Origin of the sequence: Curtobacterium sp. Curtsp57 (genome assembly GCF_047324335.1) — a bacterium.
Lineage (GTDB): Bacteria > Actinomycetota > Actinomycetes > Actinomycetales > Microbacteriaceae > Curtobacterium.
This window is the reverse complement of record NZ_CP168511.1, coordinates 1,931,125-1,957,122: the sequence shown is the minus strand read 5'-3', so window position 1 is coordinate 1,957,122 and position 25,998 is coordinate 1,931,125. Positions and strand designations below refer to the sequence as shown.

Sequence of the window (25,998 nt, the reverse complement as noted above, 5' to 3'; positions counted from 1 at the left end):
GCCGCTACGCCAGCAGCACGCTCCACGCGCGGGCGGACGGCCAGAGCTGGTGCTCCGGGAGCACGTCCAGCCCGCACGCACGACTCCCGAGCCCGTGCTGCGCGGCATCGAGGTACAGGTACAGCGCGTCCGGCGTCGGCAGCTCGTACGGGTGCGCCGCACGGCTCACCTGCTGCGCGGTCCACGGCGTCAGGGTGAACCCCGCCCGGTGCGCCCCGACCGTCGACACCGTGAACGGCCCCACGGTCAGCGAACGGAGGCCCGGACGGTGCCCGGTCTCCTGCGGCCTGGAGTAGTTCGCGTTCAGCAGCGACACCGGGGAGCCGAACCGGCCGACGTGCGCCGCGTGCGACGAGTCCGCGTACGACTCGAGCGGCCCCGTCCCGAACCACTCCACGGCGGCGTCCTCGGACACGAGGGACACCGGCAGGTCGATCCGCACGCCGATCCTCGGCCACGTCACGTCCCAGGCGCCGAACGGGATCGCGGTCGTGTCGAGCAGCAGCCCGTCGTCGGTCAGGGTCCAGCGGTGCGTGACCTCGACACCGGCGCCGCTGTTCGCCGCCGCGACCCGGACCCGCTGCACGAGACCGTGCTCGGTCCGCTCGACGTCGATCAGCCGGTGCGTCAGCCGGTCGAGCCCGGCACGCACCCACTTCTCCGCCGACGCCGGCGCGTCGGGATCGCCGACGCCGTGCGTCAGCACCGGGTCAGCGGTCTCGTAGCCGCCCTGCGACGCCAACCGGTCGTTGTCGGTCGGCGCGCGCCAGAGCTCCAGTCGCGGCCCGGCGACGGGCAGTCCCTTCCAACTCGACAGGTCGCCGCGTTCGGTGAAGGTCGCCTCCCCGAGTCGATCGCCGTCCCACCCCGTCCTGGAGGCTCGTGGGGCCTCCGCCGGACGGCTCGAGACGAGCGTCTGGGCGCGTGCCACGACGTGGCCGGTGTCCGCCCAGGCCGTCGGTCCGGCGAGCTCCGCGACGACGTCGAACCACAGTTCCTCGCCGGGGGCGATGTCGCCGGCAGCTGCGCCGAGCACGTCGTCCGGGACGGGCACGGTCGCCGACTCGCGAGCGGCGATCACGCCGGGGGCGATCCGGCCCGAGGACTCGACGACGCCGTTCCGCGCCAGGGTCCAACGGAACCGCAGGCCCGCGGTCGAGGCGGAGTGGTACCGGTTCTCGACGAGGACCGTGCCGTTCCCGACCGAGATCCGGATCGGGGCGACCACGGCCGCGTACTCCGCGAGCCCCGGCGTCGGGATGTCGTCGGGCAGCACGAGGCCGTCCATCACGAAGTTGCCGTCGTGCACGACCTCGTGGAAGTCACCGCCGTAGGCGTAGTACGGAGTGCCGTCGGGTGTGTGTGCGAGCAGCCCATGATCGCGCCACTCCCACACGAACCCGCCGTGCAGCCGGGGGTACCGGTCGACCAGGTCCTCGTACTCCTGGATCTGCCCGGGGCCGTTCCCCATCGCGTGGACGTACTCGCAGTGGATGAACGGCTTCGACCGCTGCCGTGCGGCCTCGGCGGGGCCGCAGCCGAGCAGGGGCGTCGGGGTCCCGCCGCCGATCGACTCGGTCTCCTGCAGCGTCGGGTACATCCGCGAGTAGACGTCGGTGTACTCGCCCGTGTAGTCGCCCTCGTAGTGCACCGGGCGCTCCGGGTCGCGGGCGTGCACCCAGGTCGACATCGCGGCGAGGTTCCGCCCGGTGCCGGACTCGTTGCCGAGCGACCACATCACGATCGACGGGTGGTTCTTGTCGCGCTCGACGGTCCGCTCGATGCGGTCGAGGTAGGCGTCCTCCCACGCGGGGTCGTCGGACGGGTTGCCCTGCCAGTCGAGGAAGACGAAGCCGTGCGTCTCGAGGTCGCACTCCAGGATCACCCAGAACCCGAGCTCGTCGGCCAGGTCCAGCACGCGGGGGTGCGGCGGGTAGTGCGAGGTCCGGATGGCGTTCACGTTGTGGCGCTTCATGAGCGCCATGTCGGCGCGGGCGTGGTCCTCGTCGAACACCCTCCCTCGCTCGGGATGTGTCTCGTGTCGGTTCACCCCGTGGAAGACGACCCGCTCGCCGTTGACCAGGAACCGGTCGCCCTCGATCGACACCGTGCGGAACCCGAGCCGCAGCGACACGGTCTCCCCACCCTCGGTCCCGCCGGCCGTCGTGCCCGTGGACAGCGTGGCGTCGTAGAGCTTCGGGAGCTCGGCGCTCCACGGCTCGACGCCCTCGACCTCGATCGGGGCGACGTCGTCGGCGTGCTGCCAGACGACGGACACCCCGAGTTCGGGCACCGCGAAGCGGACCGGGAACACCGCGTCGAGCGTCGGCACCGTGATCGTGCCGGAGCCCGTCGCGGGACGCCCGGACGCCGCGGTCCCCGCGGTCGCAGCCGAACCCAGCGCCGCCGTCCACGACGCCCTGACGAAGACGTCGTCGATCGGTGCCGTCGGTCGCGCGAGCAGTGTGACGTCGCGGAAGATGCCCGGCAGCCACCACTGGTCCTGGTCCTCGAGGTACGAGGCGGCCGACCACTGGTGCACGCGGACGCGCAGTTCGTTCGGCCCCGGCCGGAGCAGCGACGTCACGTCGAACTCCGTCGCCAGGCGCGACCCGGTCGACCACCCGACGAGGTCGCCGTTCAGCCACACCCGGAAGTGCGACTCCACGCCGTCGAAGCGGAGCAGCACGCGCGCAGACGCGTCGAAGGTCCTCGGCACGTCGAACGTCCGTCGGTAGTCGCCCGTCGGGTTCTCCTCCGGCGGGTTCGGCGGGTCGATCGGGAACGGGTACTGCAGGTTCGTGTAGCTCGGCGCCCCGTGCCCGTGCAGGACCCAGTGCGCGGGGACCGGCAGCGTGCCCCATCCGTCCGGGTCCTCGAACGGCGCCGCATCGGCGACGGGCGACCAGCGGAAGTCCCACTCCCCGTCGAGCGACAGCGACGGAGCGTCGGTGTGCAGCCATGCTCTGGGCGTCAGCCGGGACGCCGATCCGGGTGCGGTGGACGCGAGGTCGGGAGTGGTCAACCCTTGACCGATCCTTCCGTGAGGCCCCCGCGCCAGAAGCGCTGCAGGACGATGATGGCGATGACGAGCGGGATGACCGAGACGAGCACCCCGCCGGTGGTGAGCTGGTAGAACTCCGGCAGCCGGTCGACCTGTGCGCGCCAGTTGTTGAGCCCGAGGGTGATCGGGTACAGCTTCTGGTCGGCCAGCATGATCAGCGGCAGGAAGAAGTTGTTCCAGATGCCGACGACCTGGAACAGGAACACCGTCACGAGCGCCGGCGTCATCTGCCGGAGCGCGATCGTGTGGAAGATCCGCAGCTCGCTGGCGCCGTCGAGTCGCGCGGACTCCATGAGCGCCGTGTCGATCGACGCCGCGGCGTACACCCGGCAGAGGAACAGGCCGAACGGGGAGACGAGGCTCGGGATGAGCACGCTCCAGTACGTGTCGGTCAGGCCGAGCGTCGAGAACAGCAGGAACAGCGGCAGCGCCGTCGCGGTCCCCGGCACGAGCACGCCGCCGAGGATCGTCCCGAACACGAGCTGCCGCCCGCGGAACTCGTACTTCGCGAGCGCGTACCCGCCGGCTGCGGCGAAGTACGTCGCGAGCACGGCACCGACGCCCGAGTACAGGATGCTGTTCGCGATCCAGCGGACGAAGATGCCGCCGTCGTACGTGAACACCTGCTGGATGTTGCTGAACAACGCGAACTCGCCGCCGAACCAGAACCCGTTCGTGGAGAACAGCGCGCCGGTGGTCTTCGTCGCCGCGATGACGACCCAGTACAGCGGCACGAGGAAGTAGATCGCGACGATCACGAGGATGCCCGTGACGACGATCTGGCTCTTGCCGGACCGGTCGAGCTTGCGGCGCTGGTGCGCCGAGATGGACGTGGTGTCCACCGGTTCGGCGGCCTGCTTGGTCACCGGCGCCTGGATGGTCTCGCCGCTCATCGTTCGGTCCCTTCGATGGTCGCGACGCGACCGGACTGGAGGCTCGGGTCGGCTTGGGAGGTGACCGGACGGACGGCGGATGCGCGCGTCTGGAGCGCGCGCCGCGCCTCCAGGCCGTCCTTCTTGGCCCGCTTGCGCTGGTCGCGCTCCTCCTTCGGCGGCCGGTTCGTCAACGCGAGGAACGCGAACGACAGGATGAACGCGGCCAGGGCGATGATGACCGCCTGCGCACTCGCGACGCCGTACTCGTTGAACGCGAACGCGTTCGTGTAGGCGGCGTAGTTCGGCGTGTACTCGGTGTCGATGGCCGGCGCGACCGTCGACAGGATCTGCGGCTCCGCGAAGAGCTGCAGTGTGCCGATGATGGAGAACACCGTCGTCAGCACCAGAGCCGGCGCGATGAGCGGGATCTGGATGCGCCAGGCGACCTGGACCGGACCGGCGCCGTCCATCTTGGCGGCCTCGTAGACCTCGCCGGGGATGGACTTCAGCTGCGCCACGATGATGAGCATGTTGTAGCCGGTGTACGTCCACGTGACGATGTTCGCGATCGACCACAGCACGCTGTTGGCGCCGAGGAAGTCCGGCTGCAGCCCGATCGACTGCAGCAGGGCGACGATCGGCGACAGGCCGGGCACGTACAGGAACGACCAGAGGATCGTCGCGATGACGCCGGGGACGCCGTACGGCATGAAGTAGATCGCGCGGAAGAACCCGGGCCAGCGGGCGCTCGCCGACTCCAGCAGCAGCGCGAGGATCGTGCAGGCGATGATCATCACCGGGACCTGCACGATGCCGAACAGCAGCATGCGGCCGATCGAGGCGACGAAGCCGGAGTCGTTCAGGGCCGTGACGTAGTTGTCGAACCCGGCGAAGCGGCCCGTGACGCCGTCCTCGCCGAACAGGCCCTTCCGGTCGACGGTCGTGAAGCTCTGGAACAGCGCACTGATGATCGGGATGATGAACGTCAGCACGAACAGGGCGAGGAACGGCGCGAGGAGGACCCACGGCGCGCGTTTCTGTGCGCGGGTGGCCTTCGTCGACGTGCGGAAGGTGGTGTTCGGCTGCGTGCTCATCGTGCCGTCCTGACGCTGAGGCCCTTGTCCTTGAAGGACTGGACGATCTCCTTCTGCGCGAGCTCGACGGCGTCGCGCAGCTTCAGACCGGAGGTGAGCTTCCGGCGGAACTGGTTCTGCAAGCTGGTGAACGCCGACTGCGTGACCGGGGACCAGGACCAGTCGATGTTCTGTTCCTTCGACGCCGGCACGAAGACCTCTTCGTTGTAGTTCTGGCCGGAGAACCACTTGCTCGGCTGCTCGCGCTGCTTCCCGATGTAGTCCACCGCGGGCGACCACCCGATGCCGCAGTACTTGATCATCGCGTCGATCCCCTCCTTCGAGGTGGTCATCCACGTGATGAACTCGAGCGCTTCCTTGGGGTGCTTCGCGTTCGCGAGGACCGCGGCCGTGGAGCCGCCGATCGCGCTCGAGCCGTAGCCCGTGTCGCCCCAGGTCTGCATCTTCGCGACCTTCCACTTGCCCTCGCCGCCCTGCACGGACTCGATGAGGGCGTCGCCCCAGCTCGCGCTCGTGACGGCCGCGATCTTGCCGCTCGCCGCCGAGGCGTACCAGCCGGGGGTGTAGGCGCCGGCGCTCGTGTCGACGAGCTTGTCGTCGATGCACCCGTCGAAGAAGTCGGCGACCATCAGGGTCTTGTCATCGGTCATGTCGACGACCCACTCGTCGCCGTCGACCTTGAACCACCGGGCACCGGCCTGCTGCGCGTACGCGGCGAAGGGCGAGGCGTCGGCCACGGGGAAGACCTCGAGGTAGTTCTGCGGCCCGGTCTTCCTGACCTTGTCGGCCAACTCGCGCCACTCGTCCCACGTCGCCGGTGGTTCGCCGCCGGCCTGCTCGAGCAGGGCGGTCTGGTAGTAGAAGCCCATGGGGCCGGTGTCCTGCGGGATGCCGTAGACGCCGTCGACGAACGAGACCTGGGCCCACGCCGCCTCGTCGTACTTCGACTCGTGGTCCTTCGCGCCGTAGCGGGCGAGGTCGACCAGGCCGTTCGCGAGCATGAACTCGGGGATCTGCCGGAGCTCGACCTGCCCGATGTCCGGACCGCCGCCGGCCGCGAGCGCGGAGTACATCTTCTGGTACCCGCCGGAGTTGCCGCCGGGGATCCAGTTCGCGGTGACCTGGATGTGCGGGTTCTTCGCGTTCCAGACGTCACAGACCTTCTGCAGGTCCTTGAGCCAGGCCCAGTAGGTGATCTGGACCGTCTCGCCGCTCGCGGCCGCGGGGATGACCCCGGCCTTGTTGACGTTGGTGGATCCCGGGACCGCGCATCCGGCGAGCAGGCCGGTCGCGGCTGCTCCGATGCCGAAGCCCAACAGCTGTCGTCTGGAGATGGGTCGTGGTGATGGGGGCGTCATTGCCGTCGCACTCCGGTTCGTCGTCGATCGGGGTTGCGGTTCAGCCAACCACAAAACCGAGCGCCAGTGCGATTTCGGCGCTGGGTGTTCCCTCCGATGTGGTGGGTGTTCCCTCCGATGTGTGACGTCGGAGCGCCGACGGGTGGAGTGTGGTCGGAACGTGAGAGCGCAGGGGCTCCTCGAGTTCCTGCTCCGTCCAACCGAAGGAGCTGCCATGACGTCGACCAACGTCACGAACGAACTGCACCGGATCCTGGGCCAGCGACTGGAGGGCGGAGGCACGTGGGCGTGGGCCTACGTGGACGCCTCGGGCAATGTCGAGGATCCGCGTCGCCAGGCGGCGCTGAAGCTCCGCGGGGTCGAGGAGGCACTCCGAGCGCAAGGCTCGGACCTCGACGCGGTCGACGTCATCGCCGGTGAGCTCGAGAACAGCCCAGGCGTCCCGTCGCCGGTCGCCCGGTACGTGCTCGTGCACGACGGTGAGCTCGTGCTGAGCGAGGTCCTGCCCGGTCCGATGCACGCCGCCGAGTCGATCGGCGTCGGCGCTGTCCCCGACCTCGTGCCGCTCGTCGCGCACCGGCCGATCGACCTGCCGTTCCTGGTCGTCCAGGTCGGCAAGGACGGCGGTGGGTACCGCGCGTTCAAGCTCGGGCACCCGGCGACCGCCGACGACGAGGAGCGCATCTCCGGGGAGACCTTCGACCAGCACAAGGTGAAGGGCGGGTTCGGCGACTGGAAGCAGCCGCGCTGGCAGAGTCGCACCGAGGAGGTCTGGCGGCAGAACACGAGCGAGGTCGCGAGCGCGATCGACAAGGCCGTCGCGCGACTCTCGCCTGCGCTCATCGTCGTCGCCGGTGACCTGCAGGCGCGTCCGATGCTCATCGAGCGGCTGTCGTCGGATGCACGCCGGCTCGTCAGCGAGGTGCCAGGGGGCGGGTTCGACGAGGAGGTCCTCGGCGATCACGTGCGCGTCGCCCTCGCCCGGGTGATCGCGAAGCACCGGCACGACCTCGAGGACGCGCTCCGGTCCCACGTCGGTCGCGGGGACAATCAGGCGGTGACCGGGCTCGGCCCCGTGGTCGAGGCGTTGCAGCAGGCCCAGGGTGCGACGATCGCGCTGGACGCCGTGGCCGTGGGTGAGCGGACGTTGCTCGCACTCGGGGCAGCGCCGTGGATCGCGACCGCGCCGGAGCAGGCTGCCGGCGTGCCGGTGATCGGCCCCGTGCCCGCCGTCTGCGCGCTCGTGCGTGCTGCGGTGCTCACGGACGCCGAGCTCGTGCTCGTGAACGCCGCGTCGTTGCCCGGGGGCGTGGCCGCCGCGGCGCTGTTGCGCTGGCCGGTGGGCCCGACCGTCCCGGCCTGAGCGGCCTGCGCTACCCCGTGCCCTTTCGCGCGTAGGAGCTCGAATCGCGCGTAGTCGGTCGGAAGTTCCGACCCCCTACGCGCGATTCCGCATCTCATCGCGGGCGTTGTGGGACGAATCGCGCGTGGTCGCCGCGCGGGTCAGTCGTGGGAGCGGTCGGTTCGCGGGACGAGCGGCAGCGCGGCGAGTGGCAGGACCGCCACGATGCCGAACGACGCCGCGAACCCGAGCGCTCCCACCAGGGCGCCGATGCCAGGCCCGACGGCGCTCGCCGCGATGAACTGCCCGGTGTTCTGCGCCCCGAGTGCTCTCCCGGACCAGAAGGGTCCAGCGGCCTCGGCCACCGACGTGTACGCGAGGCCGTTGTCCGCCACGGTGACGCTCGTCGCGATGACGAGGAACACCGCCGCGCCGGCCAGGTGCGTCGCGTCGACGAGTGCAAGCACGGCCATGACCACCGCGGCGCTGACCGCGACGATGCGCAGAGGTCCGACCCGGGATCCCGCCCGGTCGCTCCACACGCCGACGAGGATCCGCCCGATCGCGCCGACGAACTGCGACGCCCCGACGAGCAGCCCCGCCGCTGGCGTCGACCACCCGAGCCCGACGAGCCACACCAGCCCGTAGGTCGACAGCGTGAACTGCGGCACCACGAGCAGGATCGACACCGCGTGGATCCGCCACAGGAAGCCGTTCGTCCGGTAGGGGTTCGCCGTGACGGTCGTCGCCGCCTCCGAGCGGACCGGCCGCGGCGGGTTTGCGATGCCGATCGCGCACGACACGGCGAGCACCGCGCAGAGGAGGATCGGCAGGACGAGTGACGCCCGGATGCCCTGCGCCTCGGCGAGCTGCGGCACCGTGACCGCCGCGAGCGTCACCCCGAGCGGCTGGGACATCTGCCGGATCCCCATCGCGAGCCCTCGACGCTCCTTCGGGAACCAGCCGACGACCACGCGTCCGCTCGCGGCGTTCGTCGACGCGCTCGTCATGCCGCCCGCCAGGAACGCCAGCCCGAGCAACACCGGGTTCCCTGCAGCCGCCCACGCGCCGACCACCGCGAGCGTCGTCAGGACCAGACCGCCCGCGATCACGATGCGCTCGCCGAAGCGGTCGGTGATCGCTCCCCAGGCGATGAGCGTCAGCACCATGCCGAAGGTCGGAGCGGCGGCCAGGAGCCCCGCAAGGGTCAGCGACGTGCCCTGGGCGTGCAGGTACGGGATGAGCAACGCCGGTGCCGAGACCACGAGCGTGCCGGCGGCCTGCGCGGCGACGCCGAGCGCGAGCATCGTCCAGGCGCGGGCGGTGATCGGGGGTGTCGCGGCCGAACGGGGAGCCGTCGTCGTCATGGAAGCAGTCGTTTCGTCTCGGAACTGATTGGTATACCAAAACGGTATACCATCCGAGGCGCCGCGCCACTAGGCTGATGTGCCGTGACCGAACCGACCGACGCAGCCCCGGTGTCGCAGACGGCCCAGCTCTACGACAACCTCCGTGGCGCGATCCTCACCCTCGACATCGCGCCGGGCGAGCGCATCTCCGAGCGCGGGCTCGAGGCGCGTTTCCACGCCTCGCGCACGCCCGTCCGCGCGGCGCTGTCACGACTGGAGCGCGAGGGGCTGATCCTCCACGAGGGGCGCTCGTGGACCGTCACCCCGATCGACCTCGACGAGATCGCGTCACTCGCCGAGCTCCGCGGCGTGCTCGAGCCCGCCGCCGCACGGCTCGCCGTCGCGCGTGCGTCCCGCGAGCAGCTCGCCGAGGTCCGGTCGCACCTCGACGCCCTGCGGCCGACGCCGGACCAGCAGGCCGGCATCCGCATGGGCTCGACGTTCCACCTCGACCTGGCGGCCCTCGGCGGCAACCGGTTCGTCACCGACGCGATCGCCGATGCGCTGACCCGACTGGAGCGGACGCGTTGGATCGAGGTCCGGACGCCCGAGGCCCGCGACGCCGCGTGGGACGAGCACAGCGCGATCCTCGACGCCGTGCAGGCCGGGGATGCCGACCGCGCGGCCGAACTGCTCGCCGCACACGTCGCCGGGACGAACGACCGTCTGCTCGCCTTCATCGCGCAGGAGCGCCGCCGTCTCCGCGGTGCCGGCATGGCGATCGTGGGTGCGACGGAGCGCTGAGCGCGCCGGCACTCGACCCACCGCGACGCGACCAGGCGTCACCCGACCTGCGCGACCCACGGCGAGCACGGAACGCGACCCGCTCGAGGAGGCGACGGCGCAGACCAGATGCACCGGGCCTCCTGTCCGGGGCCGCGTCAGCGGCTCACTCGATACGCGCCCGTTCCTCGGCGATCCAGGCGTTCACGGAGTCTTCGGAGTGTTCGAGGAGCGCGTCACGCACCTCTGCCTCGTCGCGGTTCAGGCGGTGCGCGTCGCGGCGCCCGGAATGTGTCGACTGTGACATCTCGATCGTCCTTCCCGAGTGCGGGCGCATGCCCGCGATGATGCGGACACCGTCCGCTGATTGCGCTTCCCCACGGGACGTACTGAGGTCGCTCCAGTGTCGTCGGATCGCTTCGGATCGCGCAAGGGTCCCACGGTGGTTGTGGAGAAGTGTGTCGGCGACCGGTGCCTAGGATGGTCCGCTGTCGGGGCGGCTCGCCCCGGTACGGATCACCAGACGGACGGGAGGCACGGGTTGACCGACCAGCGCACGGCGCCTCCCACGGTCTACGACGTCGCCTCCGCGGCCGGCGTCTCCATCGCCACCGTGTCCCGCGTGCTGCGCACGCCGGACGCCGTCCGCGAGGGCACCCGTGACCGCGTGCAAGCGGCGATCCGAGCGCTCGGGTACGTCCCGTCGGGCAATGCTCGTGCGCTTGCCGGACGCCGCACGGGCGTGATCGGGTTGCTGCTCCCCGGCTTCGACGTCGTCGCGGACGAGCGTCCAGGACTCGTCACGGACGGCGGCGTCCGCGTGGTCGACGACCGTCGGCACGTGACGCAACCGTTCGCCTCGAACCTGTACTTCGACGAGGTCCTCCGCGGTGCCGAGACCGAGGCGTGGCAGCGTGGCCTCGCGCTCATGGTCGCGGCCGGCCGTGGTCCGTCGCGGGACGTCATCGTGAACGACGTCGCCGGCCGGGTCGACGGGCTCGCGGTGCTGGCGCAGACCGTGCCGGACGACCTGCTCGAGCACGTCGCCCGCCGGATCCCCGTGGTGATGCTCGCCGACGACCGGCGCTCGCACGGGTTCGACTCCGTCAGCGTCGACAACGCCGCGGGCATGCGCACGCTGGCATCGCACGTCATCGGACGGCTCGGCATCCGGTCGATCGCGTACGTCGCCGGGCCGATCGACTCGCCGGACGACATGGAGCGTGCCGCCGGGTTCGCCGCTGCGCTGGCGGACCACGGGGTCGACGCGTCGTCCGTCCGCACGGTGCACGGCGACTTCGGGCGGGTCCGGGCGCGGGAGCTCGTCGGGCCCCTGCTGGCCGACGGTGTGCCGCGGGCGATCGTGTGCTCGAACGACCAGTCGGCGCTCGGTGTGCTCGACGGGCTGCTCGCCGCTGGGGTCCGCGTGCCCGAGGACGTCGTCGTGACGGGGTTCGACGGCATCGACGCCGGGCGGTTCTCGTCGCCGCGACTGACCACCGTGCACCAGCCGATGGGGGCACTCGGACGCGCTGCCGTCGCGGCGATCGTCGACCGGCTGGACAGCCCCGCCGGGCCCCCGCGCTCGATGCGCCTGCCCGTCGAGGTCCTCCTGCGCGAGAGCTGCCCCCCGGCGCTCTGACGCGCGGCGGGCCCGCGCCGGCGCGGCGGTGCCCGTGCGAGTGCGGCGGGCCCGCGCCCGCCCGTCGGTGCCCGTGCCCGCGTGGCGGTGCCCGCGCTCGTGCTCGTACTCCTCCTCGCGCCCAAGCTCGCGCCTCGGTGCCCGCCCGCCGCAGTCCGGAGTGGTCGCGACACCCCGCTGGTTGTTCGCCGGCTGGTCACATCTCGTCGGTCCCCGCGCGTTCTGGCGACGGTTCGTGACCGCTGGGTGAACCTGAGCGGGGAGTTGTGACCGGTCGCGCGTCGCACGCCGTACGCCGTACGTCGCACGCCGTACGCCGTACGCCGTACGCCGTACGCCGTACGCCGTGCGCCGCACGCGCACGCCGCACGCCGCGCGCCGGCCTGCCGCGGCCCCGCGCCGGTGCCCGGGCGAACCGTGACGGGGGACACCGGAACCCGCCGGTTGCGCCGCGCGATGTAAGCGCATACATTGTCTCGGTACCCACTCGACACGGAGGTCGACCGAGCAATGACGCTTCCCCCACAGCGCACGCGCGGCCAGCGCGCACGACGGCGCGGACGCCTGATGGCGGCCCTCGCCGGGCTCGCAGTCGTGGCCCTCACCGCCACCGGCTGCAGCATCCAGGTCCGCTCCCAGCCGGACCCGAGCATCGGCAAGGACACGATGCTCATCAACGCGGACCACGGCAACCCGCTGTTCGACCGCAACTTCAACCCGTACATCGCGAACGCCCGCACGGCGTCGAAGTGGATGTACGAGCCCCTCATCGAGGTGAACCCCCTCGACGGCAAGCGCAACCCGTGGCTCGCGAGCTCGTGGACGCAGCCGGACGCCAAGACGATCGACATGACGATCCGCAGCGGCGTGAAGTGGTCAAACGGCGATGCGTTCAGCGCGAAGGACGTGGTCTTCACGTTCGACCTGCTCAAGAAGTTCCCCGCGATGGACGTCAAGGGTGCATGGCAGCACATCGCCAGCATCGACCAGCAGGGCCAGCACGTGGTCTTCCACCTGAAGTCGGAGGACGTGCCCAGCCTGACGATCATCGGGCAGACGTACATCCTCGGTGAGCAGCACTGGAAGGACGTCAAGGACCCGACGACCTACCGCGACCCGAACCCCGTCGGCACCGGCCCGTTCGTCCTCGGGAACTACACCGACCAGCAGTACTCGATGGACAAGAACACGTCCTACTGGCAGGCCGACAAGATCGCCATCAAGCACCTGATCCTGCCGGCGACGAACACGCAGCTCGACACGGTGACCCGTGGCTACGACTGGGCGTACTCGTTCATCTCCGACGTGAAGGGCACGTGGGGTGCCGCATCGAAGACGAACACGTACTGGTTCCCGCCGGGCGGTGTGATCGGCCTGATCCCGAACCTGACGAAGGCGCCCTACAACGACGTCAACGTCCGCCGGGGCATCTCGCTCGCGCTGAACCGTGACGACATCGCCGAGACCGCGACAGAGGGCAACCTCACGGCGGCGGCGCAGACCGGCCTGATCCTGCCGAACCAGGAGCAGTACGTGAACGACGCCATCCCCGACAAGGGCGTCATCACGCAGGACGTCGACGCCGCGAAGGCGTCCTTCGCGAAGTCCGGCTACGTGGAACAGGGCGGCAAGATCGTCAAGGACGGCAAGCAGCTCGAGATCACGATCATGACCGCGAACGGCTACTCCGACTGGCTCCGCGCCGCGCAGGAGGTCCGCCGCAACCTGACGGCCATCGGCATCAAGGTGACCATCCAGGCCCCGCAGCCCGCCGGCTACCAGCAGAACATCAACAACGGCACGTTCGACATGGCGATGGGCGGCATGGGCAACGGCGACGTGTACCAGGCGTTCAACTCGTTGCTGAGTTCCGACTTCTACCAGCCGGTCGGCAAGTCGACGGTGAACAACTACGAGCGCTACAAGAACGCCGACACGCAGAAGCTCCTCGACGAGTACAAGGCGACGACGGACACCGCGAAGCAGCAGGAGATCCTCGACCAGCTGCAGGAGGTCGTCTACAACGACCTGCCCGTCATCGGGATGTACTACGGCGGCCTCTGGGGGCTCTTCAACACCAGCAAGTTCGTCGGCTGGCCGAGCGCGAAGGACCCGTACATGGCGCCGCAGAACTACGACTCCGCCCCGTTGCTCATCTTCTCGAAGCTCCGGCTCCGTGACAGCGCCGCCGGGCAGAAGATCCTGAAGGATGCAGAGGACAACCAGTGAAGTACATCCTCCAGAAACTCGTCCTCTTCGTCCTGACCCTCTGGGCAGCGGTCACGCTGAACTTCGTGCTCCCGCGCCTCATGCCCGGCAGCCCGACCGACGCGGCACTGGCGAAGCTCAGCCAGAACGGCCCGGTCACCGACGCCACCAAGAAGGCCATCGAGGCCCAGCTCGGCGTCCCGACCGGCAACCTCTGGGACCAGTACGTCAGCTACCTGCACCAGGTCGTCACGCTCGACTTCGGCGTGAGCTACACGTTCTACCCGCAGAACGTCGGTGACCTGGTCGCCCGCGCGCTGCCGTACACGCTCATCCTCGTCGGCCTGGTCACGATCATCGCCTTCGTGCTCGGCACCCTGATCGGCGTCGGCGCCGCGTGGAAGCGCGGCACCTGGCTCGACTCGCTCCCGACCCTGTCCGGTAGCTTCATGTCGACGTTCCCCTACTTCTGGACGGCGCTCCTGCTGCTGTTCTTCCTCGGCTACGTCCTGCACTGGTTCCCGACCACCGGCGCGTACTCGGCGACGTCGACCCCCGGCCTGAACCTGGCGTTCACCGCCGACGCGATCCAGCACGCGATCCTGCCGGCGGTCACGATCCTGGTGACGAGCCTCGGCGGCTGGATCATCGGCATGCGCAACGCGATGATCAACACGCTCGGTGACGACTACGTGACCTTCGCCGAGGCGAACGGCCTCCGCGGTCGCACGGTCGCCATCCGGTACGCCGCCCGCAACGCGATCCTGCCGAACCTGACCGGCTTCGGTCTGGCGCTCGGTGGTGTCGTCGGCGGCTCGGTCCTCGTCGAGCAGGTGTTCGGCTACCCGGGCATCGGCTACCTGCTGTTCAACGCCGTCATCGGCCAGGACTACCCGCTCATGCAGGCACTCTTCCTGATGATCACCGTGTCGGTGCTCATCGCCAACTTCATCGTGGACGTCCTCTACGGCGTCCTGGACCCGAGGACGCGCCGATGACCACGATCGCAGTACGTACCCAAGAAGAAGCCCAAGCACCGTCACGGTGGAAGAGTGCGGCCCGCCAGTTCGGGGTCGTCTGGGGGAACACGAAGGCCCGGATCGGCATCATCATCCTCGCGGTGTTCGTGCTCGTGGCGATCGCCGCCCCGCTCCTCGCGCCGTACGGAGCCAGTCAGAACGGGTTCCCGCGAAGCCAGGACGCGACCGCCGCGCACTGGATGGGGACGACCGCCGCCGGCGAGGACGTCCTCTCCCAGATCATCTACGGCGCAAGGATCTCGGTCCTCGTCGGCGCGGTCGCGGGCATCCTGTCCACGCTCGTCGCCGTCGCGATCGGCCTCAGCTGGGGCTACGTCCGCGGCTGGATCGCCGAGGTGATCGGGTTCATCGTGAACCTGTTCCTCGTCATCCCGGGCCTGCCCCTCATGATCGTCATCGCGGCCTACCTGCAGAACGGCGGCATCGCCGTCATCATCGCGGTCATCGTGGTGACCGGCTGGGCGTGGGGTGCTCGCGTGCTCCGCTCGCAGACGCAGTCGCTGCGCGGTCGTGACTTCGTGACCGCCGCGCAGTTCTCCGGCGAGGGTGCCACCCGCATCGTCTTCCGCGAGATCCTGCCGAACATGACGTCCCTGATCGTCGGCAGCTTCTTCGGTGCCGCGACGAGCGCGATCCTCGCGGAGGCCGGCCTGGAGTTCCTCGGCCTCGGCGACTCCTCGATCGTCAGCTGGGGCACGATCCTCTACTGGGCGCAGAACTCGAACGCGCTCCTCACCGGTCAGTGGATCCTGCTGTTCGCACCGGGTCTGTGCATCGCGCTCCTCGCGATGAGCCTGACCCTGATCAACTTCGGCGTCGACGCCGTGTCGAACCCGCGACTGCGCGAGGGCGCGCGGGTCAAGAAGGAGAAGGCCGCATGACCAGCCTGGAGGCTCCCATCACGTCCGCCCCGCGGGCTGCGGACGTCCTGCTCGACGTCCGTGACCTGTCGGTGGTCTACGAATCGGCCGGCCAGACCGCGGTCCAGGCGGTCGACCACGTGTCGTTCTCCCTGAAGAAGGGCGAGTTCGTCGGCCTGGTCGGCGAGTCCGGTTCCGGCAAGTCGACGCTCGGCTACGCGCTGACCCGGCTGCAGAAGCCGCCGGCGCGGACGAACGGCGGCAGCATCGTCTTCGCCGGCAAGGAGATCCGTGACCTCGACGAGGAGGCGCTCCGCCAGCAGCGGCAGGGCGGCTTCGCTATGGTGCTGCAGTCCGGCATGAACGCGCTCAACCCGGTGCGGACCATCCGGAACCACTTCATCGACGTATTCAAGGCCCACGGCCACGTCCCGCGCGAGCGCTGGGACAGTCGGATGCGCGAGCTCGTCGGGAAGGTGAAGCTCCCCGACTCGATGCTGGCGCGGTACCCGGGCGAGCTCTCCGGGGGCATGCGGCAGCGCGTCTCGATCGCACTCGCGCTGTCCCTCGAGCCGCAGCTCATGGTGTTCGACGAGCCGACCACGGCGCTCGACGTCCTGGTGCAGCACGCGGTGATGGACACCATCATCGAGCTGCAACGATCAGAGGGCTTCACGGCCGTGCTCATCTCCCACGACCTCGGCATCGTGCTCGAGGCCACCGAGCGCGTCCTCGTGATGCACGAGGGACGGATCGTCGAGGACGGCGGTTCCCGCGACATCCTGCGCGACCCGCAGGACGAGTACACGCAGATGCTGCTCTCGCACTACGCGGACCCGCGCGCCGAGGTCGTCTCGCTGCCCGGCTTCCCGGACCGCTCGCTCCGCGCGGAGTCGGGGGAGAAGCGACAGGAGGCGACGACCTCGCACGCCACCGTCGGCACCCGCGAGCGCACGGCCGCGAAGAACCCGATCGTCGTCGACGGCCTCGTGAAGACCTACGCCCCGCCGCGTCGTGGCGAGGAGCCCGTGCGCGCCGTCCGCGATGTGTCGTTCACGCTCGAGCCGGGGCAGTCGCTCGCGCTCGTCGGCCAATCGGGCTCCGGCAAGTCGACCATCGCGAAGATGCTCACGGGCGTCGAGAAGCCGACGAGCGGCACCGTCCGCTTCGGTGACCTCGACGTCGCGAAGCTCGGGCGCCGGGGCCTGCGGGACCTGCGCTCCGAGGTGCAGATGGTGTTCCAGGACCCGTACGCGGCGCTCAACCCGCTGCACACGGTCGAGTACACGCTGACCCGTCCGGTCGTGAACTACACCGGCCTCCGCGGCAAGGAAGCGCGGCACCGCGTGCTCGAACTCCTCGAGACCGTGGGGCTCACGCCCGTGGAGCAGTTCGCGCAGAAGCTCCCGCACCAGCTCTCCGGCGGGCAGCGGCAGCGCGTGGTCATCGCCCGGGCGCTCGCGAGCGACCCGCAGGTGATCATCGCCGATGAGCCGGTCTCGATGCTCGACGTCACGCTCCGTGCCGGCGTGCTGGCGCTGCTGGAAGACCTGCGCGAGCAGTGGGGCGTCTCGCTCCTCTACATCACGCACGACCTGCTGAGCGCCCGGCTCATCACCGACGACATCATGGTGCTGCACGACGGCGCCGTCGTCGAGCGCGGGCGGACGGCCGACGTGCTGCAGAACCCGCAGGACAGTTACACGATCGAGCTGCTCGACGCGGTGCCGAACCCGCGCCGGCGGCTGGCGGAAGGAGCACTGTGAGCACCCTGCACGACTTCGAGGCGGTCACCGCCTTCGGACACCTGCCCACCCCGGACGGTGTCGACGTCGTCGGCGTCGACCTGCCGATCGGACGACTGACGGCGTACAGGATCGTGCCGGAGGGCGAGTCCAGGGGCACCGTCCTGATCGTGCCCGGGTACACCGGCTCGAAGGAGGACTGGCGGACCTTCCTGCCGGTCCTCCGCGACGCCGGCTGGTCCGCCGTGGCGATCAGCCGTCGCGGCCAGGCCGACTCGGTCGCGCCGACGGAGCGGAGCGAGTACACGCTCGAGCAGGAAGCCGCCGACGTCGTCCGGGTCGCGAGGCTCCTCGACGACGGCGCGCCCGTGCACCTCATCGGGCACTCGCTCGGCGGGGTCATCGTCCGCGCGGCCGCGATCCAGGACCCGAGCGCCTTCCGCGACGTCACGATGTTCTGCTCCGGCCCGCACGGCTGGGCGAACCGCAAGGCCGCCGAGCGCGCGATCGTCTCGGAGTCGTGCAGCAACCGCGCGCTCTTCGACGCGACGAACCCGCTCTGGGCCGGTCGTCCCGACGAGGAACTCCCCGACGACGTCCGGATGGTCCGCGAGCGCTTCGACCACACGAGCGTGCTCAGCGTGCTCGCCGGCGCAGGCATCCTCGAGGACCCGTCCGACACCACCGACGCGCTCCGCGAGACCGGTCTCCCGACCCTCGTGGCGCACGGCGTCTGGGACGCGGCATGGCCGATCCCGTGGCAGCACGACATGGCCGAGCGGCTCGGCGCCGACTACGCGGTCATCCCGGAGAGCTACCACGGCCCCCAGGTCGAGAACCCGCTCGGGACGGTCGCCGTCTTCGATGCGTTCTTGTCCGAGCACTGAAAGGACCCCATCATCACCACGCTGACATTCCCTGACGGCTTCCTCTGGGGCGCCGCCACCGCTGCACACCAGATCGAGGGCAACAACGTCAACAGCAACTGGTGGGTGCACGAGCACGAGCCGGACACGACCATCGTCGAGCCCTCAGGCGACGCCGCGGACAGCTACCACCGGTACCGCGAGGACATCCGCATCGCGGCCGACCTCGGGCTGAACTCCTACCGGTTCAGCATCGAGTGGGCGCGCATCGAACCGGAGCGCGGGTTCGTCAGCCGTGCCGAGATCGACCACTACCGCCGCATGGTCGAGACCTGCCACGAGTTCGGCATCGAGCCGATCGTCACGCTCATGCACTTCACCGTGCCACGCTGGTTCGAGCGCGACGGCTTCTGGCGCGCCCCTGACGCCGCCGACCTGTTCGCCCGCTACACCGAGGCGGCGCTCCCCGTCGTCTCGGACGGCGTCCGCTACGTCTGCACGATCAACGAGCCGAACATCGCGGCGATGCTCGCCGGAGGCGAGGACGCCAGGAACCTGGTGGCCTACGGCCTGCCGAACCCGGACCTGGGCGTCGCCGACGCCCTGCTGGCCAGCCACAAGCGGTCGCGCGAGGTGCTGGGACAGGTGTCGGGCCTCCAGTCCGGGTGGACCGTCGCGACCCAGGCGTTCCGCTCGAACGGCGAGCCCGGCGCGGACGCGATGCTCCGCGAGTACGGGTACCCGCGCGACGACTGGTACCTGGAGAACGCCGCCGGCGACGACTTCCTCGGCGTGCAGGCGTACACCCGCACGTTCGTCGGGCCGAAGGGTCCGCTCCCCGTCGACGAGACGAAAGAGACCACCCTGACCGGCTGGGAGTTCTACCCGGAGGCCTCCGCCGACGGACTCCGCAGCGCGTGGGAGCTCTCCGGCCACGTCCCGCTGATGATCACCGAGAACGGCATCGCGACCGCGGACGACACCCGTCGCCAGGCGTACACGCAGGGCGCCCTGGAGGGGATCCACCGCTGCATCGAGGACGGCATCGAGGTCCTCGGGTACCAGCACTGGTCGCTCCTGGACAACTACGAGTGGGCGTCCGGTTTCCGGCCGACGTTCGGGCTGGTGTCCTGGGACCCGGTGACGTTCGCGCGCACCCCGAAGCCGTCCGCGCACTGGTACGGCGGAGTCGCGAAGGCGAACGCGCTGGAGTCCTGACCCGCCGGCTGCCCGTCAGCGGGAAGCCGGCTCGCTCCTGGTGTCCGCCGGGATCGTGAACAGTCGGCTCGTCTCGGTCCGCCCGTTCGCGGTCTGCTCGATGGCGAACTGGAACTCCGTCACACCTGCCGGGACGGTCAGGGCGAACGCCCACGTGCCGTCCCCGAGCACGGCGTGCTCCCCGGGGGTGAGCGGGTTGCCGGAGGCGTCCAGGACGCGGAACGTGGCTCGGGGCGTCGCGGTGCCCGTGAACCGGTTCTCGACCCCCGGCTGCACGGTCGCCGGACCGGTCACCGTGACCGGGTCGAGCGCCGGCGGGTCGAGCACGACGGACAGGGGCACCCGGTCGTACTCGATGCCGTTGATCTTCTGGATCACGACGAGCGGGTTCGTGCCGAGGGACAAGCCGGTGACCGTGATCGACCACGTGCCGGTGGTGGTGTCGACGACCGTGTCCTGACCGCCGATCGACACGCGCGCGCCCTTCGTCGCCGTGCCGGCGATGACCGCGGACCTCGTGACGGGGTCGACCGATCGGATCTCGGCGATCAGCTTCGTCCGGGTCGGGCCGGGCCGCGCCACCCAGGGGTCGCCGCCGCCGCGCGCCTCGTCCCGGCCGCCGTTCCGGCCGTGCGCGATCGTGGTGAAGACCACCGTGACGACCTCGCCGGGCTGCACCCACGACGGCCAGGGCTGGGTGCCGACCGAGAGCGGGCGGAGTCCTCCGCTGCTCAGCGTCGCGCCGGCAGCGGAGACTTCGCATCGGACCGCCTCTTGGCAGTCGGGCGTGGCGGTGGCGGTGAGGGTCGTCGCGGTGGCGGTCACCTTCTTGTCGAACGGCGGGTAGGCGAACGGGCCGGCCAGGACCGAGCCGCCGGCGACGTTCGGGATGCCCGCCGCTGCAGATGCCGGGGTCGCGGCGGTGAGTCCGCCGGCGGCTGCCGCGACGAGCGTGGTGGCGAGGACGGTCAGGAGGCGTGGTCGCGTCGTCGAGGAACCCATATGCTGGACGGTATCCGATGTGCTGAATCCAGAACAGGAATATCGACAAGCCGGTGTGGTCAGGCGCCGTCCGCGAGGACCTGGGCCACGGTCGGATCACGGAGCAGGTCGGCGCGGGCCGCGGCGGTCGAGCCCTCGTCGTCCCTGGCGTCCCGGTCCACGTCGAGGTCGAGCGCGGCACGCACCGTGTCGACGTCCCCGGAGTCGACCGCGGCGATGAGCAGCGTCGCACCGCGCGACCCGCGGACACCAGCGTCCGCACCCGCCTCGGCGAGGGCACGCACGATCGCCGCGTGCCCACCCCATGCAGCGCGGACGATCGGCGTGTTGCCGTCGGTGTCCCGGGCCTCCAGGTCGGCGCCGGCGGCGACGAAGACCGCGACGGCACGGCGCGCGTCGCGGTCGATGGCCAGCGTCAGCGGCGTGCGGCCCTCGACATCGTGCAGTTCGAGGGAGGCCCCGCGACCGATGAGCTCCTCGAGCATCTCCGGCCGGTCGAACCAGGCTGCGGCGTGCAGCGGGGCGAAGCCCCACCGCAGGTCCAGGTCGTCGACGTCGCTGGCGTCGTCGGCGAGGTGCAGGCCGCCCAGGTCGCCGTACGCTGCGGCGCGGACCACCTCGTCCGCCCACTCCACCCATCCGTCCGGCACCGGACCGTGCCAGCCGCGTGCCGGACGCGAATCGAGGACGGTGAAGTCCTCTTCGTTGACGCTGCGCACCTCGATCGTGGCGTCCGTGAAGCGGATCGCGACCTCGCCGATGGGGGAGACGAGGAGCCGGAGCTCCCAGGCGTCCCGACCCGCGTGCTCGATCTCACCGCGGACGACGTGCGCGTCACCGGCGAGGAGGGTCGCTGCGTCGAGGAGCGGCGGCTCGATCACGGCGTCGTCGAAGCGGACGCGGACGCGGGCGTGGTTCCAGCGGCGCCAGAGTCCCTCTGGCGTGTCCAGCACCTCGTCGTTGCGGACCAGCACGTCCGCGTGCAGGACCACGGGGTCCGGTTCGCCGTGATCGGGCAGGGATGCGGTGTCGTCGTCCGCGGGCGCCTGGTGCCGGTGGCCGTCCTCGACCGTCCACCTGGCGATGCGGGAGTCGGTCCACCGGACCGTGGCGAGGGCGGCGACCGGCGGAGGTGCGTCCTGCACCAGCCGGGCGAGGTGGTCGGTCTTGCCCTCGAAGTCCTCGAGCGAGACGTAGCCCACTGACGGCCAGTTCACTCGACTCCATCGCACGGGGTCGAGACTAGCCGGAATCGACCGGTGGACTCCTCGAGTGAATGTATTTCAAATGTTAATATTGCAGCGTGCATGCCGATCGCCGACTCCGGACCCTCATCGTCTCGCAGTACTACCCGCCGGAGAACGTCGGCATGATCGTCCACTCGGTCGCGATCGGTCTGCACGCCCGCGGGCACGACGTCACCGTCCTCACGGCGTTCCCCAACCACCCGGGCGGCCGGGTGTTCCCGGGCTGGAAGCAGCGGTTCGGCCACGTCGAGCGACGGGACGGCGTGACAGTGCATCGCGTCCCGATGCTCCCGGACCACTCCGACCGGGCGTTCGCCCGGGTGATCGCCTACCTGAGCTTCGCGCTCTCGACATGCTCCGCGTCGAGACTCGGCCGCGATGCCGACGTCGTCTACGTCTACAGCGCGCAACCGACGGTCGGCATCGCACCGATGCGGTGGCGACGACGGTTCCGGACGCCGTACGTCCTGCACGTCCAGGACATCTGGCCGGAGTCCGTCACCGGGTCCGGGATGATCGCCAGCGGCTGGGCGACGCGGGCAGTCGCACGCGCAGTGCTGTGGTGGCTCCGGTCGGTGCTCCGGGCGGCCGCGCACGTCATCGCGATCGCCCCTGGTGCCGCGGCGCTGCTGACCGATCGTGGCGCGGACCCCGACCGGACGACGTCGCTGCTCAACTGGGTCGAGCCCCGCAGCGGGGACGTCGTCCGGGACGTCCGCGACGACGGGCGGACCAGGATCGTGTACGCGGGCACGCTCGGGCCGAACCAGGGCCTCGACACCGTGGTCCGTGCCGCGGCCCGGTGCGGTGACCTCGGGGACCTGGAGTTCGTCGTCATCGGGACCGGGGTCGTCGACGGCCACCTCCGGTCGCTCGCCGCGCAGCTCGGAGCAGGCAACATCGTGTTCCGGGCGCCGGTCCCCGCGGCGCAGATGCCCGAGGTGCACGCCGAAGCCGACTTCGAGATCGTCTCCCTCGCGGATGCCCCGATGGCCGCGGTGACCGTGCCGTCCAAGCTCCAGCAGGCGCTCGGGCACGGTGTCCCGGTCATCGCGGCACTCTCCGGGGACGCCGCGGACCTCGTCTCCGACGGTGGCGCCGGGATCGTCGTCCCGCCGGGTGACGTGGACCGACTGGAGGCGGCATTCCGCCGCGCGCACACGACCAGCGGGGATGAGCGCAGTCGGCTGTCCGCCAACGCCCTGGCCGTCGTCGCCGAGCACATGGACGGCGGCGTCGCGCTCGACCGTGTCGACCAGATCCTGCGGAAGGTGGCGCGGTGACCGCCGGGGACGCGGGGGGCCGCCGCGTGTGGGACCCGTGGAAACGCGTCGCCGACCTGATCGGCGCGAGCACGCTGCTCGTCCTGTTGGCACCGCTGCTGCTCGTCCTGGCGGTCGTCGTCCGCGCCGGCGGCGGTGGTCCGGCGCTCTACCGGCAGACCCGGCCAGGTCGGGGCGGCGTGCCCTTCCGGATCCTCAAGTTCCGGTCGATGCGACCGGACGCCGCGCTGGAGCTCGCCGGCACCGAGGGCGACCACCTGCGCATCACGCGGGTCGGGCGGTTCCTCCGAGCGACCAGCCTCGACGAGCTGCCCAACCTGGTGAACGTCGTCCGCGGCGACATGAGCCTGATCGGCCCGCGCCCCCTGCTCGTCTCCTACCTCGACCGCTACTCGGAGCGGCAGGCGCGCCGGCACGAGGTCCGTCCGGGGATGACCGGCCTGGCGCAGGTCCGCGGCCGCAACGCGATCGACTGGGCGACTCGGCTCGAGCACGACGTCGAGTACGTCGAGCGGCGGTCACTGGTGCTCGATCTCCAGATCCTCGTGGCCACGGTCCGGACCGTGCTCTCACGCCACGGGATCGCCCAGCCGGGGCACGCGACGATGCCGACCTTCGAGGGCACCGACCCCTCGCCGCGCGCGTCAGCCGTCGCCGAACACCAGGTCGAACACGTGCGGCTGCTGCACGGTTGACCGCCAGCGGTCGTAGACGTCCGCCGCCGCTCCGGCACGGCGCGCGAGCTCCGGCGCGGGCATCGCGGCCCACGACTCGATCGTCGCGGTCCAGGCGCCGTCGTCGACGACCGTGCCTCCGCCGTCGCGGACCCGGTCCGACCAGGGCGTCGTGTCGGGCAGGAGCACGGGGCGTCCGACCGACAGCGTCTCGGCGACGGTGTGCCCGAAGTTCTCCGCGGCGGTCGCGGTGACCATCGCGTGCGAGCGGGCGATGCACTCGAGGACGTCGTCGTGTTCGAGCGTCCCGGTGAACGCCACCTCGACGTTCGTGGGGAGCCGCCGTGCCGCGTCCAGGCACCGGCGTGCGTAGGCGGTGTCGGTGGCAGGACCGACGACCTGCAGGCGGACACGCCTGCGTACGTGCGCCAGCGCCTCGATCAGCAGGTGCGTCCGCTTCTTCGGGCTGATCCGTCCGACCGTCACGAGCTCGAGCACCTCGCCGCGCTCGGGTGCACGTCGCCGGGCCCGGTCCGGCAGCGACGTCTCGTTCTCCCGGACCACGACCCGGGTCCGGTCGCCCACGGCGGCCCGCACGTGGTCGGCCTCGTCCTCCGTGGACGCGTGCCACGTGACGCCGTGGAACACGCCGAGCGCTCGAGCAGCGCGCAGGTAGCAGCGCTTCTTCCGGTTGCCGAGGGCGAGCGCTCCCGGGTCGAGTTCGCCGCGCGGGGCGAGGAGGACCCGACGGGAGCGCACCACCCCGAGGCGGCGGAGCAGGAGCGGGAGCACCGAGAACCGCGCGTCGAACACGCTGTTGACGTAGGTCAGTTCGGGAGCGGGTCGTGCGCGCAGGGCGCCGACGAGCGACCACGAGCCGGACACGCCACGGGTGTCGAGGTAGCGGATCGTCACCGCACCGTCCACCACGGGGCACGTGGGGACCGCGAGCCGTTCGGCGGCGCCGAGGTCACGATCCCGCGTCACGACCTCGACTGCGACGTCCAAGGGGGCGGTCCTGACGAGCGCGCCGAGCGTCCGGATCGGACCACCCCCGTCGACCGCCGGCGCGAAGTACGGCGCGAGGACGCGGACGCGCCTCATCGTGCGGCACCGCTCGAACGACCCGCGGCCAGCGACGACACCAGGTCGCGCCATCGGCGAGCCGCCACGTGGAGGCCGTACGTCGCGTCGACGTGCGCCCTCCCGCTCCGGCCCATGGCGTCCGCACGCGGGCGGTCGTGCAGGACCTCGGCCAGGGCACGCGCCAGGTCGTCCACGATGGCGGCGCCAAACGGCACGTGGACGCCCGCGAGCGCCGGTACCGCGTGCTCGGCGCCGCGGGTCGCCGTGGTGACGACGGGGAGTCCGGCGGCCATCGCCTCGAGTAAGACGACACCGAGTCCTTCCTCGCGGGAGGCCAGCGCGAAGACCGACGCCGTGCGGAGCAGCGCGGCGAGATCGGTGTCCGACGGTGCCGCGACCACGTCGACGTCGTTCCGGAGGCCGAGCGCGTCGATCATCGCCCGGTGCGCGGCGGGGAGACCGTGGCGGCCGGCGAGGACGAGGCGGTTGGTGACGCCGTGGTCCCGGCGTGCGACGGCGTAGGCGCGCAGCAGGGTCGGCACGTCCTTGCGCGGGTCGTTGAGCCGGCTGACCATGACGATCGGTCCGTCATGCACCCGGACGTCCGCCGGTCGGAAGCGGTCGGTGTCCACGCCCATCGGGAGCAGACGGACCGGACGGCTCGTCAGTTCGGCGAGGCGATCCGCCATCGAGCCGTTCAGTGTGACGACCGCATCGGGCAGCTGCAACGCCCGCCGATCGAGGTGTGCTGTCGACGCAGTCGCCCGCCGGAGGAGGAACCCGCGGGCACCGGGGGTGTCCGCGAGGCGCGCGGCCCGTTCCTCCTCGACCAGCGAGGCCACCTTGAGCACCCAGGGGACCCGGACGTCCCGCATGACGCAGCCGATCGCCGGCGTCCCCGCGATCACGACCGCGGCGTCGCACGCGTCGACGAGCTCGGTCAGCGGACGTCGCGGTCGGTAGCGGTTCGCTTCGACCTCCGGCATCACGGTACCGACGTCCCACACGGCCCGGTCGCCGTCCGGCCGGCGGGCCGCGAGCACGCCGCGGACGATCGACCGCGGTCGGAGGAGCGATGCGTGTCCCGGTGCGGCGTGGAACATCCGCGGAGCGACGATGCGGACGTCCCACCGCTCGTGGACGGGCACCGAGTCGCCCCCGAGCGCGTCGGCGACGAAGTCGGCGACGGCGGCCAGGCCGCCGCCGGGGGCTTCACGGGTGCGGTACTCGGGGACGACGATCGCGAGCTTCGGCATGCTGTC

Annotated in this window: 21 protein-coding genes; 11 read left to right on the top strand and 10 right to left on the bottom strand. The window is 70.9% G+C overall.

Features of this window, described 5'->3' with window-relative positions; all coding sequences use genetic code 11:
* Positions 1-4: 4 nt before the first annotated feature.
* Genes ACEN9V_RS09130 through ACEN9V_RS09115 form a run of 4 tightly spaced genes read right to left on the bottom strand, consistent with a single transcriptional unit; the run spans position 5 to position 6,391 of the window.
* The gene (locus tag ACEN9V_RS09130; protein ID WP_413602984.1) at positions 5-3,025 is read right to left on the bottom strand and encodes a glycoside hydrolase family 2 TIM barrel-domain containing protein; all 3,021 of its coding nucleotides are present in this window, start codon (positions 3,023-3,025) and stop codon (positions 5-7) included.
* Positions 3,022-3,957, bottom strand: coding sequence for a carbohydrate ABC transporter permease (locus ACEN9V_RS09125; protein WP_281266756.1), 936 nt, complete (start codon positions 3,955-3,957; stop codon positions 3,022-3,024). Before ACEN9V_RS09125 ends, ACEN9V_RS09130 begins: the two co-directional genes overlap by 4 nt.
* Entirely contained in the window at positions 3,954-5,033 is a 1,080-nt protein-coding gene (locus ACEN9V_RS09120; protein ID WP_413602983.1) for a carbohydrate ABC transporter permease, read from the bottom strand. Before ACEN9V_RS09120 ends, ACEN9V_RS09125 begins: the two co-directional genes overlap by 4 nt.
* Positions 5,030-6,391, bottom strand: a complete 1,362-nt coding sequence (locus tag ACEN9V_RS09115; protein WP_413602982.1) for an ABC transporter substrate-binding protein — start codon at positions 6,389-6,391, stop codon at positions 5,030-5,032. The genes ACEN9V_RS09120 and ACEN9V_RS09115 overlap by 4 nt, the downstream gene beginning before the upstream one ends.
* Positions 6,392-6,605: 214 nt before the next feature.
* Here ACEN9V_RS09115 and ACEN9V_RS09110 point away from each other — a divergent pair, with 214 nt between their 5' ends.
* Complete coding sequence (locus tag ACEN9V_RS09110) at positions 6,606-7,754, top strand: Vms1/Ankzf1 family peptidyl-tRNA hydrolase (protein ID WP_413602981.1); 1,149 nt, start codon at positions 6,606-6,608, stop codon at positions 7,752-7,754.
* Between the two features lie 140 nt (positions 7,755-7,894).
* Here the strand turns inward: ACEN9V_RS09110 and ACEN9V_RS09105 are convergent, their stop codons facing one another.
* On the bottom strand, positions 7,895-9,100 hold the full coding sequence (locus tag ACEN9V_RS09105; RefSeq protein WP_413602980.1) for an MFS transporter: 1,206 nt from the start codon (positions 9,098-9,100) through the stop codon (positions 7,895-7,897).
* A gap of 84 nt (positions 9,101-9,184) precedes the next feature.
* Between ACEN9V_RS09105 and ACEN9V_RS09100 the strand changes: the two genes are divergently transcribed.
* Complete coding sequence (locus tag ACEN9V_RS09100) at positions 9,185-9,886, top strand: GntR family transcriptional regulator (RefSeq protein ID WP_413602979.1); 702 nt, start codon at positions 9,185-9,187, stop codon at positions 9,884-9,886.
* A gap of 145 nt (positions 9,887-10,031) precedes the next feature.
* Here the strand turns inward: ACEN9V_RS09100 and ACEN9V_RS09095 are convergent, their stop codons facing one another.
* A complete protein-coding gene (locus ACEN9V_RS09095; RefSeq protein ID WP_413602978.1) occupies positions 10,032-10,172 on the bottom strand; it encodes a hypothetical protein in 141 nt (46 codons plus the stop codon).
* A gap of 234 nt (positions 10,173-10,406) precedes the next feature.
* Here ACEN9V_RS09095 and ACEN9V_RS09090 point away from each other — a divergent pair, with 234 nt between their 5' ends.
* From ACEN9V_RS09090 to ACEN9V_RS09060, 7 genes are all read left to right on the top strand, one after another.
* Entirely contained in the window at positions 10,407-11,507 is a 1,101-nt protein-coding gene (locus tag ACEN9V_RS09090; protein ID WP_413602977.1) for a LacI family DNA-binding transcriptional regulator, read from the top strand.
* Positions 11,508-12,017: 510 nt separating this feature from the next.
* Positions 12,018-13,736: an ABC transporter substrate-binding protein gene (locus ACEN9V_RS09085; RefSeq protein WP_413602976.1), complete on the top strand. Its 1,719-nt coding sequence runs from the start codon at positions 12,018-12,020 to the stop codon at positions 13,734-13,736.
* Positions 13,733-14,713 carry an ABC transporter permease gene (locus tag ACEN9V_RS09080; protein ID WP_413602975.1) on the top strand — a complete coding sequence of 327 codons (981 nt, stop codon included), beginning with the start codon at positions 13,733-13,735 and terminating at the stop codon, positions 14,711-14,713. The genes ACEN9V_RS09085 and ACEN9V_RS09080 overlap by 4 nt, the downstream gene beginning before the upstream one ends.
* The gene (locus ACEN9V_RS09075; protein ID WP_413602974.1) at positions 14,710-15,636 is read left to right on the top strand and encodes an ABC transporter permease; all 927 of its coding nucleotides are present in this window, start codon (positions 14,710-14,712) and stop codon (positions 15,634-15,636) included. The genes ACEN9V_RS09080 and ACEN9V_RS09075 overlap by 4 nt, the downstream gene beginning before the upstream one ends.
* A complete protein-coding gene (locus ACEN9V_RS09070) occupies positions 15,633-17,381 on the top strand; it encodes an ABC transporter ATP-binding protein (protein ID WP_413602973.1) in 1,749 nt (582 codons plus the stop codon). Before ACEN9V_RS09075 ends, ACEN9V_RS09070 begins: the two co-directional genes overlap by 4 nt.
* Entirely contained in the window at positions 17,378-18,247 is an 870-nt protein-coding gene (locus ACEN9V_RS09065; RefSeq protein ID WP_413602972.1) for an alpha/beta fold hydrolase, read from the top strand. The genes ACEN9V_RS09070 and ACEN9V_RS09065 overlap by 4 nt, the downstream gene beginning before the upstream one ends.
* A gap of 9 nt (positions 18,248-18,256) precedes the next feature.
* Positions 18,257-19,444, top strand: a complete 1,188-nt coding sequence (locus ACEN9V_RS09060; protein ID WP_413603045.1) for a glycoside hydrolase family 1 protein — start codon at positions 18,257-18,259, stop codon at positions 19,442-19,444.
* A gap of 15 nt (positions 19,445-19,459) precedes the next feature.
* Here ACEN9V_RS09060 and ACEN9V_RS09055 read toward each other — a convergent pair whose 3' ends face one another.
* Both ACEN9V_RS09055 and ACEN9V_RS09050 read right to left on the bottom strand, forming a co-directional pair.
* Positions 19,460-20,446, bottom strand: a complete 987-nt coding sequence (locus ACEN9V_RS09055; RefSeq protein ID WP_413602971.1) for a hypothetical protein — start codon at positions 20,444-20,446, stop codon at positions 19,460-19,462.
* 59 nt (positions 20,447-20,505) lie between these two features.
* Positions 20,506-21,678 carry an ankyrin repeat domain-containing protein gene (locus tag ACEN9V_RS09050; protein WP_413602970.1) on the bottom strand — a complete coding sequence of 391 codons (1,173 nt, stop codon included), beginning with the start codon at positions 21,676-21,678 and terminating at the stop codon, positions 20,506-20,508.
* Positions 21,679-21,749: 71 nt separating this feature from the next.
* Here ACEN9V_RS09050 and ACEN9V_RS09045 point away from each other — a divergent pair, with 71 nt between their 5' ends.
* Positions 21,750-22,976, top strand: a complete 1,227-nt coding sequence (locus tag ACEN9V_RS09045; protein WP_413602969.1) for a glycosyltransferase family 4 protein — start codon at positions 21,750-21,752, stop codon at positions 22,974-22,976.
* Complete coding sequence (locus ACEN9V_RS09040) at positions 22,973-23,671, top strand: sugar transferase (RefSeq protein WP_413602968.1); 699 nt, start codon at positions 22,973-22,975, stop codon at positions 23,669-23,671. The genes ACEN9V_RS09045 and ACEN9V_RS09040 overlap by 4 nt, the downstream gene beginning before the upstream one ends.
* Here ACEN9V_RS09040 and ACEN9V_RS09035 read toward each other — a convergent pair.
* Together ACEN9V_RS09035 and ACEN9V_RS09030 are read right to left on the bottom strand one after the other, a co-directional pair.
* Entirely contained in the window at positions 23,621-24,754 is a 1,134-nt protein-coding gene (locus tag ACEN9V_RS09035; protein WP_413602967.1) for a glycosyltransferase, read from the bottom strand. The two genes, ACEN9V_RS09040 and ACEN9V_RS09035, sit on opposite strands and share 51 nt — an antisense overlap.
* Positions 24,751-25,992: a glycosyltransferase family 4 protein gene (locus ACEN9V_RS09030; RefSeq protein ID WP_413602966.1), complete on the bottom strand. Its 1,242-nt coding sequence runs from the start codon at positions 25,990-25,992 to the stop codon at positions 24,751-24,753. The genes ACEN9V_RS09035 and ACEN9V_RS09030 overlap by 4 nt, the downstream gene beginning before the upstream one ends.
* Positions 25,993-25,998: the final 6 nt, after the last annotated feature.

Excerpts from the sequence above, each read along its gene's own strand:
- ACEN9V_RS09030 (WP_413602966.1), bottom strand. The coding sequence starts at position 25,992 with ATGCCGAAGCTCGCGATCGTCGTCCCCGAGTACCGCACCCGTGAAGCC.
- ACEN9V_RS09125 (WP_281266756.1), bottom strand. The coding sequence starts at position 3,957 with ATGAGCGGCGAGACCATCCAGGCGCCGGTGACCAAGCAGGCCGCCGAA.
- ACEN9V_RS09055 (WP_413602971.1), bottom strand. The coding sequence starts at position 20,446 with ATGGGTTCCTCGACGACGCGACCACGCCTCCTGACCGTCCTCGCCACC.
- ACEN9V_RS09110 (WP_413602981.1), top strand. The coding sequence starts at position 6,606 with ATGACGTCGACCAACGTCACGAACGAACTGCACCGGATCCTGGGCCAG.
- ACEN9V_RS09070 (WP_413602973.1), top strand. The coding sequence starts at position 15,633 with ATGACCAGCCTGGAGGCTCCCATCACGTCCGCCCCGCGGGCTGCGGAC.
- ACEN9V_RS09035 (WP_413602967.1), bottom strand. The coding sequence starts at position 24,754 with ATGAGGCGCGTCCGCGTCCTCGCGCCGTACTTCGCGCCGGCGGTCGAC.
- ACEN9V_RS09120 (WP_413602983.1), bottom strand. The coding sequence starts at position 5,033 with ATGAGCACGCAGCCGAACACCACCTTCCGCACGTCGACGAAGGCCACC.
- ACEN9V_RS09085 (WP_413602976.1), top strand. The coding sequence starts at position 12,018 with ATGACGCTTCCCCCACAGCGCACGCGCGGCCAGCGCGCACGACGGCGC.
- ACEN9V_RS09115 (WP_413602982.1), bottom strand. The coding sequence starts at position 6,391 with ATGACGCCCCCATCACCACGACCCATCTCCAGACGACAGCTGTTGGGC.
- ACEN9V_RS09105 (WP_413602980.1), bottom strand. The coding sequence starts at position 9,100 with ATGACGACGACGGCTCCCCGTTCGGCCGCGACACCCCCGATCACCGCC.
- ACEN9V_RS09095 (WP_413602978.1), bottom strand. The coding sequence starts at position 10,172 with ATGTCACAGTCGACACATTCCGGGCGCCGCGACGCGCACCGCCTGAAC.
- ACEN9V_RS09075 (WP_413602974.1), top strand. The coding sequence starts at position 14,710 with ATGACCACGATCGCAGTACGTACCCAAGAAGAAGCCCAAGCACCGTCA.